Origin of the sequence: Acinetobacter sp. YH12155 (genome assembly GCF_013418255.1) — a bacterium.
Classification (GTDB): Bacteria; Pseudomonadota; Gammaproteobacteria; order Pseudomonadales; family Moraxellaceae; genus Acinetobacter; species Acinetobacter indicus.
Genome location: NZ_VPCK01000009.1, coordinates 88,945 through 102,259, shown reverse-complemented (window position 1 = coordinate 102,259; position 13,315 = coordinate 88,945). Strand labels below are relative to the sequence as shown.

13 protein-coding genes are annotated in these 13,315 nt (G+C 44.7%); 12 read left to right on the top strand and 1 reads right to left on the bottom strand.

The genetic code is table 11. The annotated features are described in order from the left end of the window. Nucleotides 1–329: 329 nt before the first annotated feature. The 3 genes from FTU86_RS08480 to FTU86_RS08470 all read left to right on the top strand — a co-directional run bounded on the left by FTU86_RS08480 (nt 330) and on the right by FTU86_RS08470 (nt 2,769). Entirely contained in the window at nt 330–833 is a 504-nt protein-coding gene (locus tag FTU86_RS08480; RefSeq protein ID WP_045794933.1) for a glycine zipper domain-containing protein, read from the top strand. 150 nt (nt 834–983) lie between these two features. Further along, nucleotides 984–1,979 (top strand): LLM class flavin-dependent oxidoreductase, encoded by a 996-nt coding sequence (locus FTU86_RS08475; RefSeq protein WP_005178716.1) that lies wholly within the window; start codon nt 984–986, stop codon nt 1,977–1,979. Nucleotides 1,980–2,199: 220 nt separating this feature from the next. Then, nucleotides 2,200–2,769, top strand: coding sequence for a hypothetical protein (locus FTU86_RS08470; protein WP_005178717.1), 570 nt, complete (start codon nt 2,200–2,202; stop codon nt 2,767–2,769). A 183-nt stretch (nt 2,770–2,952) separates the two neighbouring features. On the opposite strand, the gene FTU86_RS08465 is transcribed toward FTU86_RS08470, so the two are convergent. Continuing rightward, nucleotides 2,953–3,789, bottom strand: coding sequence for a pyruvate, water dikinase regulatory protein (locus FTU86_RS08465; RefSeq protein WP_104488923.1), 837 nt, complete (start codon nt 3,787–3,789; stop codon nt 2,953–2,955). A gap of 155 nt (nt 3,790–3,944) precedes the next feature. Between FTU86_RS08465 and ppsA the strand changes: the two genes are divergently transcribed. The 9 genes from ppsA (at nt 3,945) to rpsR (ending at nt 13,311) form a co-directional block, all read left to right on the top strand. Then, nucleotides 3,945–6,323 carry a phosphoenolpyruvate synthase gene (ppsA, locus tag FTU86_RS08460; protein WP_005178721.1) on the top strand — a complete coding sequence of 793 codons (2,379 nt, stop codon included), beginning with the start codon at nt 3,945–3,947 and terminating at the stop codon, nt 6,321–6,323. A 66-nt stretch (nt 6,324–6,389) separates the two neighbouring features. Further along, nucleotides 6,390–7,184 (top strand): RDD family protein, encoded by a 795-nt coding sequence (locus FTU86_RS08455; protein WP_075166879.1) that lies wholly within the window; start codon nt 6,390–6,392, stop codon nt 7,182–7,184. Between the two features lie 297 nt (nt 7,185–7,481). Continuing rightward, complete coding sequence (gene cyoA, locus FTU86_RS08450; RefSeq protein ID WP_104491605.1) at nt 7,482–8,558, top strand: ubiquinol oxidase subunit II; 1,077 nt, start codon at nt 7,482–7,484, stop codon at nt 8,556–8,558. Between the two features lie 3 nt (nt 8,559–8,561). Next, nucleotides 8,562–10,544 (top strand): cytochrome o ubiquinol oxidase subunit I, encoded by a 1,983-nt coding sequence (gene cyoB / locus FTU86_RS08445; protein ID WP_104491607.1) that lies wholly within the window; start codon nt 8,562–8,564, stop codon nt 10,542–10,544. A gap of 4 nt (nt 10,545–10,548) precedes the next feature. Then, nucleotides 10,549–11,169: a cytochrome o ubiquinol oxidase subunit III gene (gene cyoC, locus FTU86_RS08440; RefSeq protein ID WP_005178726.1), complete on the top strand. Its 621-nt coding sequence runs from the start codon at nt 10,549–10,551 to the stop codon at nt 11,167–11,169. After that, complete coding sequence (locus tag FTU86_RS08435) at nt 11,166–11,495, top strand: cytochrome o ubiquinol oxidase subunit IV (RefSeq protein WP_171301768.1); 330 nt, start codon at nt 11,166–11,168, stop codon at nt 11,493–11,495. The genes cyoC and FTU86_RS08435 overlap by 4 nt, the downstream gene beginning before the upstream one ends. Nucleotides 11,496–11,505: 10 nt before the next feature. Beyond that, nucleotides 11,506–12,384, top strand: a complete 879-nt coding sequence (gene cyoE, locus FTU86_RS08430) for a heme o synthase (RefSeq protein ID WP_180036818.1) — start codon at nt 11,506–11,508, stop codon at nt 12,382–12,384. Between the two features lie 298 nt (nt 12,385–12,682). Further along, nucleotides 12,683–13,072, top strand: a complete 390-nt coding sequence (gene rpsF, locus FTU86_RS08425; RefSeq protein WP_005178734.1) for a 30S ribosomal protein S6 — start codon at nt 12,683–12,685, stop codon at nt 13,070–13,072. Between the two features lie 11 nt (nt 13,073–13,083). Beyond that, nucleotides 13,084–13,311, top strand: coding sequence for a 30S ribosomal protein S18 (gene rpsR / locus FTU86_RS08420; protein ID WP_004719336.1), 228 nt, complete (start codon nt 13,084–13,086; stop codon nt 13,309–13,311). The last annotated feature ends 4 nt before the right edge of the window (nt 13,312–13,315 follow it).

The following is a 13,315-nucleotide window of genomic DNA, read 5'->3' as shown; positions in this document are numbered from 1 at the left end:
GAATAATTCAAGTGAATTTGTTTGAAAGAAGAACTTTAAAAGCTTTATTTTCACCCGATAAAATACCCATAAAACAAGAGGAAGCTCAAATGAGCTTCCTCTTGTGAAAAATTGTGGGACAGCAATGATCTTCAGGATGCTTTTTTTACGCCTGGGATTTCATTTTTTCAGTAGATGGATGAAGAGGCAATTATGAAGAGATTCGACAGAAAAATTACACAGCGTTGACCAAAATTAGCATTTTGACACCTGTGCCCTCCACGATCTTTTCTCAAAGTTTTTCTACATTAAAGTCAAGACAAATTGAATGTGCTCTTTGGAGTGTAACCATGAAGATCAACAAAATTTTATTGAGTACAGTACTGGCCAGCTCAGCGCTTATGATGGGTACAGCACACGCCGACAACAACACCCGTGTCGCAGTAGGTTCCGCTTTAGGTGGTGTGGTCGGTGCAGCCATTGGCCAGCAAATGGGCGGCTCAACCGGTGCGTTAATTGGTTCTGCCTTGGGTGGTGCCGGTGGTGCAGCAGTCTCTGCCGATAAACGTGACCGCAATGGTGCAGCCATTGGTGCCGCTTTAGGTAGCGCTGGTGGTTATAGTGTCGGTAAAAACATGGCCGGCAGCAATGGTGGTTATATTGGCGCAGCCTTAGGTGGTGGTGCCGGTGCAGTATTAGGCACCAAAGTCAGCGAAGATCGCCGTTATGATGACCGTTATGACCGTCGCTACGACAGCCGTGGCTACCGTTACAACGACTATCGTTATAATGACCGTTACCGCGGTGATAATGGCCTGCATCTGGGTCATTATAAAAACGGGAAACGCCGTTAATTTCAAAGTTCAAAATCTGAACCTATCACAAGCACCTTCGGGTGCTTGTGTTGTTTTACACGATGAAACCTTATATCGAAAAAAAACGATATACAAACATCGCGACACAACGTATGCTGTGAGCCATAGATATGTGAATAGAGAACGCCAATGCGCAGTTTAAAAGACACACAATTTTCCATTCTGGAACTGGCACCGGTTCGTGACGATAAAACCATTCAATTTTCCCTGCATCATGCGCTAGAGCTGGCGCAACGGGCAGAAAAACTGGGCTATGCCCGCTTCTGGCTGGCTGAACATCATAATATGGACGGCATTGCCAGCTCGGCCACAGCGGTGCTGCTCGGCTACATTCTGGCCAACACCCAAACCTTAAAAGTCGGCTCTGGCGGGATTATGTTGCCCAACCACGCCCCTTTAGTGGTGGCAGAACAGTTCGGTACACTGGCTACACTCTATCCGGACCGGATTGAGCTGGGTCTTGGTCGTGCGCCCGGCACTGATCAGACCACCATGCGTGCCTTGCGCCGTGGCCGTCAGGAAACTGAAGACCAGTTCCCGCAAGATGTGCTGGAAATTCTGCACTATTTCAAAGAACCTGAACCGCAGCAACGCATTGTAGCGACGCCGGGACAAGGCACCCATGTTCCGGTCTGGTTACTCGGTTCCAGCCTGTTTAGTGCCCAGCTGGCAGCCCGATTGGGTCTGCCCTACTCGTTTGCCTCACACTTTGCGCCGCGGATGCTCGGTCAGGCCATTCAGCTGTATCGGGATAACTTCCAGCCGTCTGAATATCTAGATCGGCCTTATGTATCGATGGGCGTGCCAACGGTCGTGGCGGCCACCGATGAAGAAGCGCAGTTTTTGGCCACCAGTGCCTATCAGCGGGTTTTAGGTTTAATGCGTGGTCAGAGCCTGAAACTGAAAGCGCCAGTCGCCAGCATGGACGGTTTATGGTCACCGGCTGAAAAAATGTCGGTGGATAACTTCTATGCCATGGGTCAAATTGGCTCACCTTCGACTGTTAAAGCCGGCTTAGAACAGTTGTTGAGCCGTTATGAGGTCGATGAGTTTATCTTTACCTGTGATGTCTATGACACTGAAAAACGTCTGCAAAACTTTGACTACCTGATGCAGCTCAAATAAGTTTCATCGAGCTGTAATGGAGCCTGTAAACCGTGTGGATTTACAGGCTTTTTTTATTGTGACGGTGAATCTATTCTCGCCCCATCCTGCACTGATATTTTCGTCACCGTGACCGAAATGACTGGCCAGATAGTTAAAGCGCTTTACCTTCCAGCAAGAGCTGACTAAAAATAGAGTAAAACATCTAAATTGATAAAACCAAGAATGAAAGGATGCCCTCATGGTCGTTAAACAGCAGGATACCGGCAAAAGCGTTTTTGAAAATTGTGCAGCAGACTTTCATGCCTTTCAGGGGCTTTGCATCAGTGCCAAAGACAGCAAACAGCATGACTTCAGTCAACGCAGCGTGGCGATTATTGGTGCCAATCAGGACAGTGTCTCGCAGCTGGACAAAATTGCCCAGGTCGCCAGTCAGGTTAAAGTCTTTCAGATTGAACCGCATTTTGTATTACCGAGTACCGAACGCGGTATCCATCGTTTAATCAGCCATCCGCTGGTATTTAAAAACCGCCGGCTGTTTAACAACCGGGTCAAGAATATTCTGGCCTTGCGCTTTTTAGATGCGCAGGTGGTAGATACCTGGCTAAAACGTCAGCTGACCCCGAATATTGCCGATACCCAGCACGCCTATTTTAAATCGGACAGTTATTATGCTGCGCTGCAACGTGACAACTGTCAGTTAATTACCTGGCCCATTGCCCGAATTGCAGAACACAGTATTTATACCATTGATGGCAGTGAATATAAGGTCGATGTGATTATTACGACTCACCGTAATCCGGAAAAGTAAATACAGGTACAAGTAAATTAAAAGAGCGGTAAATTAAGAGAAAAGTGTTATTAATTTTCAAGCCGATGAGAGCAATGGATGAAACAGGATTTTAGACCGTTTTTTTAGTTTTTTAATTTATTTTCAGTCTAATATCCACTGGAATACTGCAGCCTGCAGTATTCCAGTTTTAATAACAATTACTTAACCAATACGACGTTTTAGACCGGTCATTTGCAGGACACGGGTGGAAATTTCTTCAATCGACATTTCAGACACATTCAGGTATTTAATACCTTCAGAAATATAAATGCCTTCAATGGCACGTAATTCCATCTGGCACTGGTTAAAGCTGGCATAACGGCTATTGGCTTTACGTTCGGTACGAATTGCCACCAGACGCTCGGCATCAATCATCAAACCGAATAATTTATGTTTGTGTGGACGCAGCACAGCTGGCAAACGGTTATCATCCAGATCTTCTTCGGTCAGTGGATAGTTGGCCACACGTATACCAAACTGTAATGACAAATAAATCGAGGTTGGGGTTTTACCAGAACGGGATACGCCAATGAGAATCAGATCAGCTTTGTCATAGTGACGGGTACGTGCGCCATCATCATTGTCCAAAGCAAAATGCACCGCATCAATACGTGCCTTATATGACTCAGAATCTGTCACTGCGTGAGTTTGTCCAACCAAGGTGGTTGGTGGTGTACCCAATTCCTCTGAAAGCTTGCTAATTAAGCCTTCGAACACATCTAGGTTAATCGCTTTTGCAGTGTTAATAATGTCACGCACATATTGATCTACTAGCGTGTCAAAAACCAAAGGCAGTTGACCATCTTGCTGTGCACGCGCATTAATCTCAGTCACCACATTCATTGCCGCTTCTTCAGACGTAATATAAGGATGAATGTGAATATCAAAGTCTACATTTGGAAACTGCGCTAAAAGGGAGTGTCCCAAGGTTTCGGCTGTAATTGCGGTTCCATCGGAAATAAAGAACACACTCCGCTTAATTTGTTTACCTTCGGACATTAAAATTCTCCTTAAACATTTGTCTTAGTGCTATATAATCTTTATAGTAAACTGATCTTACATGACTGTCGCTTAGTTAAATCAAAAAGCTAAGCATATTCAATATAATTTCATGCCAAGATAGTGATTAATACTGCAAAAGTGGAGTAATAACTTTGGAAGCGCGCGTAATTGGTCTAGAAAAATTAGGGAAACACGACGTTGAGCTCGTAGGTGGGAAAAACTCATCTCTGGGCGAAATGATCAGCCATTTGTCTAATGCTGGCGTCTCTGTACCAGGTGGCTTTGCGACAACGGCTCAAGCTTATCGTGAATTTCTCGAGCAAAGTGGCCTAAACGCTAAAATTCAAGCCGAGCTTAAAACGTTAAATGTAGATGACGTCAATGCTCTTGCTGAGACAGGCGCAAAAATCCGTCAATGGATTGTCGACACTCCGCTTACGGCAGAACTTGAAAAAGAAATCCGCGATGCTTTCGCAGAACTTTCTAACGGCAACCCTGACATCGCGGTTGCCGTTCGTTCATCTGCTACCGCAGAAGATTTGCCAGATGCTTCTTTCGCGGGTCAACAGGAAACTTTCCTGAACATCCGTGGCATCGACAACGTCCTGATTGCCATTAAAGAAGTATTTGCCTCTTTGTACAACGACCGCGCAATTTCTTACCGTGTACACCAAAACTTTGACCATGATGTTGTTGCCCTGTCTGCTGGCGTACAACGCATGGTGCGCTCAGAAACAGGTGCCGCAGGTGTAATGTTCACCCTGGATACAGAATCTGGTTTCCGTGATGCAGTCTTTATTACGGCTTCTTACGGTCTGGGTGAAATGGTGGTACAAGGTGCGGTCAACCCGGACGAATTCTATATCTCTAAGCCACTGTTAAGAGCAGGTAAACACGCAGTTCTACGTCGTAACCTCGGTTCTAAACACCAGAAAATGATTTATGGTGAAGAAGGTGCGGCTGGTAAATCTGTGGTTGTGGTTGATGTTGAAAAAGCCGACCGTCAACAGTTCGCCTTAAACGATCACGAACTGCAAGAACTGGCAAAACAGGCGTTAATCATTGAAGAGCACTATGGTGCACCAATGGACATCGAATGGGCCAAAGATGGTGATGACGGTTTAATTTACATTGTTCAGGCGCGTCCGGAAACAGTGAAAAGCCGTCAAAACGTGGGCACCATGGAACGCTACCTGCTGAAACAACGCGGCACTGTGTTGTGTGAAGGCCGTTCAATTGGTCAGCGTATCGGTTCTGGTAAAGTTCGCATCGTAACCTCGATTAAAGAAATGGACAAAGTCCAAGACGGTGATGTACTGGTTTCTGACATGACCGACCCGGATTGGGAACCAGTGATGAAACGTGCCGCTGCCATTGTCACGAACCGTGGTGGTCGTACCTGTCACGCTGCGATTATTGCGCGTGAATTAGGTGTTCCTGCAATTGTGGGTTGTGGTAATGCCACTGAAGTCTTGACTGACGGTCAGGAAGTGACAGTATCTTGTGCTGAAGGTGATACCGGTTTCATTTACGAAGGTGCTTTAGATTTTGAAGTACAACGTAACTCAATCGAGTCGATGCCTGCGCTGCCGTTCAAGATCATGATGAACGTGGGTAACCCGGACCGTGCATTTGACTTCGCGCAAATTCCAAACGAAGGCATTGGCCTGGCACGTCTTGAGTTCATCATTAACCGTATGATTGGTGTGCATCCAAAAGCACTACTGAATATTGACAGCTTGCCACGTGAAACACGTGCAGCCGTAATGGCACGTACTGCGGGTTATACTTCTCCAGTTGAATTCTATGTGGAAAAACTGGTGGAAGGTATTTCAACGCTGGCAGCCGCGTTTGCAGACAAGCCAGTCATCGTGCGTATGTCTGACTTCAAATCAAACGAATATGCCAACCTGATTGGCGGTAAGTTATACGAGCCGGAAGAAGAAAACCCGATGCTAGGCTTCCGTGGTGCAAGCCGTTATGTATCAGACAACTTCCGTGACTGCTTCGAGCTTGAATGTCGCGCACTGAAAAAAGTCCGTGATGAAATGGGCTTAACCAACGTACAAATCATGATTCCATTTGTACGTACTGTGGCTGAAGCGAAACGTGTGATGGAACTGCTGGCACAAAATGGCCTGAAACGTGGTGAAAATGGTCTGAAAGTGATCATGATGTGTGAATTACCAACCAACGCCCTGTTGGCTGAGCAATTCCTTGAACACTTCGACGGTTTCTCAATCGGTTCAAACGACTTGACCCAGTTAACCCTTGGTTTAGACCGTGACTCAGGTATTGTTTCTCACCTGTTTGATGAACGTGATGCAGCGGTAAAAGCCCTGCTGTCGATGGCGATTCATGCTTGCCGTAAAGCCGGTAAATATGTCGGCATCTGTGGTCAAGGTCCATCTGACCACCCTGACCTGGCAAAATGGCTGATGGAACAAGGGATTGAATCTGTATCGCTGAACCCAGACTCAGTATTAGACACCTGGTTCTTCCTTGCTGAAGAAAAAGCTCAACAAGCTTAATAAAACATGTTAAAAAAGACCCATTCATTGGGTCTTTTTTATTTATAGATTTGAGATTTAAACTTTATGCAGATTTACTTGGCACGAAATAATCAACAAGCCGGTCCATATACCCTGGAGCAAGTAAACCAGATGCTTGCCAGCCAGCAAGTGTTACTGACAGATCTTGCATGGCATCAAGGGATGACAGAATGGAAAGCTTTAGGTGAGCTCACCCAAGGTAAACTTGTATATCAACCTGAAGGCTACGAGCCTGCGCCGGCCGCACCGGAAGCATCACCGTTTCAGCAGCCGCAGAATACTGCCAGCTATAACAATTCAAGCCTGAACCAGCCGCAAGCAAAAGCCACTCAAACCGAACTGGCCTCTATCGGCACCCGTGCACTGGCGAAAATTATTGACCTCTTGCTGTGGTTACCGGCTGCCGCCATTCCATCTTTCTTTTTAACGCAGGACCAGTTTGGTCAACTGTCTGAACTGCAACAGAAAATGCAGTCAGCCACCAGCTCTGATCAGGCCGTGCAATTACAGTCAGAACTGTTTCGCCTGATTCCTGCCGATGCCTGGCAAATGATGGCTATTTACCTGCTGATTATGCTCGGGATTCAGGCGTTTCTGCTGGCCAAAAGTGGACAGAGTATTGGTAAACGTTTAACCAAAATCAAGATTGTCGATGCTGAAGACCACAGCAAAGTAGGCCTGACCCGCGTATTTGCCCTGCGTACCCTGGTTTTCATTATTTTGAATCTGTTATTCATGCCGTTTATTACAATTGCCGATTATATCTTCGCTTTGGGTGAAAAACGTCAGACCTTGCATGACAAACTGGCCAAAACCAAAGTCGTAAAGCAAGAAAAATAAAAGATCAAAAAAGGGATGAAATTTCATCCCTTTTTTATTCATTACATTGATATACAAATAAAAATATTTCGTAAAAAAGTTAATTCCGAGTGACAGAATCGGTTTTTATTACAGTCATTTAAAGCCGCTTTTTGAGTAGCTTAGTTTGTCGATATCAGGCATAATGCCCTACAACGTAGCGGTGTATCATGATTGACAAGGATTTTTGCGTCAAAAAAATACTTATCAATCATGCGACACTATAATCGCTATCCCATAATTAAATTAGGGAATGGGACTCTTCACCGAGGTTGTAAAATGAGACAAACGATTTTAGCTGTATTGTCTTTATCTACGATGGCTGCACTCTTAACCGGGTGTGGTGGTGATATGGTACTTCTAAACTCGCAAGGTCCAGTTGCTGAAGGTCAATCGAACTTGATGATGACTGCGATCTACTTGATGCTATTAGTGGTGATTCCTTCAATCATCATGGCATTATGGTTTGGTTGGAAATATCGCGCATCAAATAAAGATGCAGACTATAAACCAACATGGGCACACTCTACTGCGATTGAAATCGTGGTTTGGGGTATCCCGGTTATTATTATTGGTATTTTAGCTTGGTTAACTTGGTGGGGTTCCCACAAGTATGACCCATACCGTCCAATCGAGTCAGATAAGGCTCCATTAACTGTTCAGGTTATTGCCGAACAATTCAAATGGATCTTCATCTACCCAGAACAGAACATTGCGACTGTTAACGAAATCCGCTTCCCAGAGCAAACGCCGGTAAGCCTTCGTTTAACATCTAACTTTACAATGAACTCGTTCTTTATCCCTGCATTGTCTGGTCAGATTTATGCAATGGCGGGTATGCAGACTCACCTGAATATATTAGCGAACAGCACTGGTCAATACCGCGGCTTCTCATCTAACTACTCAGGTTACGGTTTCTCTCAAATGCGCTTCCTTGCTCACTCTGTAACTGAAGCTGATTTTGATCAATGGGTAACTGCGGTTAAAGCCGGACAAGGCACAACGATCAATCCTGAAGCTGTTCAAAAAACAGTTCTAGATCAAGCTGAATTTGCATCTTTACGTGACGGTAACCGTTCACAGAAACAAATTGATGCAATGGTTCGTAACGCGAAAACAGAACTAGAGAAAAAACTTGCTGCAACTGCTGAAGCAGAAGGTCCTTATAAGACTCAGCCACATCCTGTGACTTATTACTCTTCTGTAGAGCAAGGCTTGTTTGAATCTGTGATCAATAAATACATGAGTAACTATCATGGTGCAGACCATTCAGCTCAAGCTGAAACTGCGCTTGAAGCGCCTGCTTCAGAAGCTCATGTAAACGTTGAACATGCGACTGCTTCTGTAGAGGAATAAGACATGTTTGGTAAGTTAGGACTAGATGCAATTCCGTACGATCCAATCGTACAGGCTACAGTTGTAATGATGATCCTGGGCGGTCTCGTTCTTGTTGCGGGTATTACCTACTTCAAGAAATGGGGTTACCTGTGGAATGAATGGTTCACATCTGTAGACCATAAAAAAATTGGTATCATGTATATCATCGTGTCTGTGGTCATGCTGCTGCGTGGTTTCGCCGATGCGATCATGATGCGTCTTCAGCAATTCCTTGCACGAGGTGGTGGCGAAGGTTATTTACACCCTGAGCACTACGACCAGATCTTCACCGCACACGGTGTGATCATGATCTTCTTCGTGGCAATGGGTCTTGTAGTAGGCTTGATGAACATCTCTGTACCTTTACAGATTGGTGCTCGTGACGTTGCCTTCCCATTATTAAACTCTTTAAGCTTCTGGCTGTTCGCTGGTGCTGCGGGTCTAATCATGGTTTCACTTGCAATTGGTGAGTTCGCTGCAACAGGCTGGATGGCTTATCCTCCACTGTCAGGTATTGAATACTCTCCAGGCGTAGGTATGGACTACTACATCTGGGCATTACAGATCTCCGGTTTAGGTACGCTTCTAACGGGTGTTAACTTCTTCGTTACCATCATCAAGATGCGTGCGCCTGGCATGAAATTAATGGACATGCCGATCTTTACCTGGACATCTTTATGTACAGCGGTACTGATCATTGCTTCATTCCCAGTGTTAACTGCAACAATTGCAATGTTAACGCTTGACCGTTACTTCGGTTTCCACTTCTTTACAAACGACATGGGTGGTAGCCCAATGTTGTATGTAAACCTGATCTGGACTTGGGGTCACCCTGAAGTTTATATCTTGGTATTACCAGCATTTGGTATTTACTCAGAAGTTGTTGCGACGTTCTCTCGTAAAACGTTGTTCGGCTACAAATCAATGGTGTATGCAACTGTAGCAATTACTGTATTGTCTTTCGTTGTATGGGTTCACCACTTCTTTACCATGGGTGCAGGTGCCAACGTTAACGCGTTCTTCGGTATCATGACCATGATTATTGCGATCCCGACGGGTGTGAAAATCTTCTCTTGGTTATTCACCATGTACAAGGGCCGCATCACCTACACAACTCCAATGCTGTGGACACTTGGCTTCCTAGTGACTTTCGGTATCGGTGGTTTAACAGGTGTATTAATGGCAGTTCCACCAGCGGACTTCCTGGTACACAACTCTTTATTCCTGATCGCTCACTTCCATAACGTAATTATTGGTGGTGTAGTATTCGCGATGTTCGCAGGTATCATTTTCTACTGGCCAAAAATGTTTGGTTGGAGACTGAATGAAACTTGGGGTAAAGCTGCATTCTGGTTCTGGTTCTTAGGTTTCTACTTTGCGTTCATGCCGCTGTATATCCTTGGTTTCATGGGTATGACGCGTCGTCTGAACACATATGACAACCCAGATTGGGACCCATATGTCATGATCGCGATGGTGGGTTCGGTAATGATTGCCATTGGTATTGCATGCTTCTTAATGCAAATCATTGTTGGCTTCTTGCAACGTAACCAGCGTCTTGACCACACTGGCGACCCTTGGGATGGCCGTACCCTTGAATGGGCGACTTCATCTCCTGCTCCGTTCTATAACTTTGCGCATCTTCCAAAGATCAATGGTATTGATACTTTCTGGACTGACAAAGAGAATGGCGTAGCTTACGCGAAACCAGCGAAGTACGAAGACATCCACATGCCAACCAACCGTGCTGCGGGCTTTGTGATTGCTATGTTTATCACAGTAATGGGCTTTGCACTTATCTGGCACATCTGGTGGTTAGTAGTTGTAACGTTTATCGCGTCTATCATTTCGTTCATCGTGAGCTCGTTCACGAAGAAAGTGGACTACTATGTTCCTGCAGCAGAAGTAGAACGCATTGAAAACGAACGTTATGCCTTACTTGAAAAACACTTGAAGAAGGACTAAGACAATGGCTGAGGTACTTCATCACGACAACCACGGACACGATGAGCATCATCATCACGATGATACTGACATCACTGTCTTTGGTTTCTGGACTTACTTGATGAGTGACTTGATCATTTTCGGTACACTCTTCATTGCATTCGCTGTATTAAGCAGCCACGTTCCAGTTGGTACTCCAAGTGCAAAAGATCTTTTTGGCGAGTCTTTAGGTTTCGTTTTAACTGAAACCTTCGCCCTGCTGATCTCTTCAGTAACCTTTGGTTTTGCAGTTCTGGCTGCATACAAAAAAGATGTTGCTAAAGTTTTAACTTGGTTAGGCATCACATGGATCTTCGGTGCGATCTTTATTGGCATGGAACTATATGAGTTCAATCATTTAGTTCACGCTGGTCATGGCCCAAGCGTTAGTGCGTTCTTATCTGCGTTCTTTACTTTAGTTGGTACGCACGGTATTCACGTTACTTCTGGTCTGGTATGGATGATCGTGTTAATGATTCAAATCAAGAAATATGGTTTGACTCTACCTAACATGCGTCGTCTTGCTTGCCTAAGCTTGTTCTGGCACTTCCTTGACATCGTATGGATCTGTGTATTCAGCGTCGTTTACTTGATGGGAGTTCTATAATGGGTCACGATCACAACGCTGCTGGCGCATCACACGGTAACTTCAAGCAGTACTCTGTTGGCTTTATCCTGTCTGTTATTTTAACCGTTATTCCTTTTGGTATGGTTATGGCAGGTGGTTTTAGCCGCAGTCTGCTGGTCACAGTTATTGCGATTACTGCGGTTGCTCAGGTTCTTGTACAGTTAGTTTACTTCCTGCACATGAACTCGTCTTCAGAACAACGCTGGAACGTGATTGCGTTTATTTATACAATCCTCTGTATCGCTATTCTGTTAGTCGGTTCAGTATGGATTATGAACTACCTTCACTACAACATGATGATCTAAACTGGTTGTCATGCTGAAAAAGTATTTATTCCTGACTAAGCCAGGAATTCTCTTCGGTAACTTCGTTACCACTTTGGGTGGCTACTTTGTAGCCACTCAAGGTTCTGTAGATTTCCTTCTCCTGCTTCTTACCCTTCTGGGCACTACCCTGGTAGTGGCATCTGGATGTGTGGTTAATAACGTAATTGACCAAGACATCGACCAAAAAATGAAACGTACACAAAATCGTGCGATGGTAAAAAAAACCATTTCAGTTCCGGTTGCTTTAGCGTTTGCTTTGGTACTGGGTGTACTGGGTTTTAGTATTTTATGGTTTGGGGTAAATGCGTACGCTTTCCTTTTTGCCGTGATTGGTTTTGTGGTTTATGTCGGCTTTTATAGCTTATGGACCAAACGCACCACCATTCATCAGACCATTATTGGTAGTATTTCGGGCGCAAGTCCACCAGTCATTGGTTATACTGCGGTTGCAAACCAGTTTGACCTGGCTGCCCTGCTTATTTTTCTGGGCTATGCACTGTGGCAAATGCCGCATTCCTGGGCGATTGCCATTTACCGCTTCGATGACTACAAAAATGCAGGTATTCCAATTTTACCTGTGGCGCGTTCTGTGTATCGCACCAAAGTAGAGTCGCTAATTTATGTGATTCTGTTTACAGTGGTCATGAATGCCTTATTTGTATTTGGATATGCCAACTGGTTATATCTGCTGATTTTAAATGCCCTGTGTATTTACTGGCTGTACATTGCCATCCTCGGCTTTAAAGCAGAAAATGATCAGCTGTGGGCAAAACGCTTCTTCCTGTTCTCTGTAATTTTAATTACCGTGATCAGTTTAAGCTTCAGCATTACTGCGCAAGCTCCTGCAAATTCAATCATCCTCTTTTAAAAGATAGAGCCCTCTCTATCTTTTAAGATGGGACTCCCCTTTCTGCTTCCGGTTTTCTTTTCTTCGATCTCTTTTTCTGATTTATAGCTACTTACTCTCTATTAGTAAGCTTATTACCATAATTCCCCCACCTCACTCTTTTGTTGAAATAAGTGATCAAGCTCTTTGTTCAATGGCTTGTATTTCGTTAGCAAAAGCACTAAAATTCACGCTTCGCAATTTTGCGACACAACCCTGGTTGTGACTCCTTGCTTCTGGCTATTTGGTCAGGGGCTGCATAAACCGTAAGGAGCTGACAATGCGTCACTACGAAATCGTACTTTTGGTACACCCAGACCAAAGCGATCAAGTTGTGGGTATGGTAGAACGTTACCTGACTCACATCAAAGAAGCTGAAGGTCAAATTCACCGTTTAGAAGATTGGGGCCGTCGTCAATTGGCTTACCCAATTAACAAAATTCACAAAGCGCACTACATTTTAATGAACGTTGAATGTGGTCAAACGACTCTTGATGAACTTGAAGAATTGTTCCGTTATAACGACGCGATCCTTCGTAGCTTAATCATCCGTCGTGAAAACGCTATCACTGAAGAGTCTTTACTGGCTAAGAGTGCTGAAGAAAAACGTGCGCGTAAAGCTCAACGTGAAGAAGCACAACAAGTTAACCAAGACTCTGCTGAAGCATAAGGAGAACATCAATGGCACGTTTTTACCGTCGTCGCAAGTTCTGCCGCTTTACAGCTGAGAACGTTACGTACATCGACTACAAAGATATCGATACTTTAAAACAGTACATCACTGAAAACGGCAAGATCGTTCCTAGCCGTATTACAGGTACTAAAGCTCGTTACCAACGTCAATTAGCGCTTGCGATCAAACAAGCTCGCTACTTAGCGTTGATCCCTTACACTGACAATCATAAGTGAGGTT

Coding starts and splice junctions, on each gene's coding strand:
- cyoE (WP_180036818.1), top strand. CDS start 11,506: ATGCTGAAAAAGTATTTATTCCTGACTAAGCCAGGAATTCTCTTCGGT.
- FTU86_RS08455 (WP_075166879.1), top strand. CDS start 6,390: ATGCAGATTTACTTGGCACGAAATAATCAACAAGCCGGTCCATATACC.
- cyoB (WP_104491607.1), top strand. CDS start 8,562: ATGTTTGGTAAGTTAGGACTAGATGCAATTCCGTACGATCCAATCGTA.
- rpsR (WP_004719336.1), top strand. CDS start 13,084: ATGGCACGTTTTTACCGTCGTCGCAAGTTCTGCCGCTTTACAGCTGAG.
- FTU86_RS08470 (WP_005178717.1), top strand. CDS start 2,200: ATGGTCGTTAAACAGCAGGATACCGGCAAAAGCGTTTTTGAAAATTGT.
- rpsF (WP_005178734.1), top strand. CDS start 12,683: ATGCGTCACTACGAAATCGTACTTTTGGTACACCCAGACCAAAGCGAT.
- cyoA (WP_104491605.1), top strand. CDS start 7,482: ATGAGACAAACGATTTTAGCTGTATTGTCTTTATCTACGATGGCTGCA.
- FTU86_RS08465 (WP_104488923.1), bottom strand. CDS start 3,789: ATGTCCGAAGGTAAACAAATTAAGCGGAGTGTGTTCTTTATTTCCGAT.
- FTU86_RS08480 (WP_045794933.1), top strand. CDS start 330: ATGAAGATCAACAAAATTTTATTGAGTACAGTACTGGCCAGCTCAGCG.
- FTU86_RS08475 (WP_005178716.1), top strand. CDS start 984: ATGCGCAGTTTAAAAGACACACAATTTTCCATTCTGGAACTGGCACCG.
- cyoC (WP_005178726.1), top strand. CDS start 10,549: ATGGCTGAGGTACTTCATCACGACAACCACGGACACGATGAGCATCAT.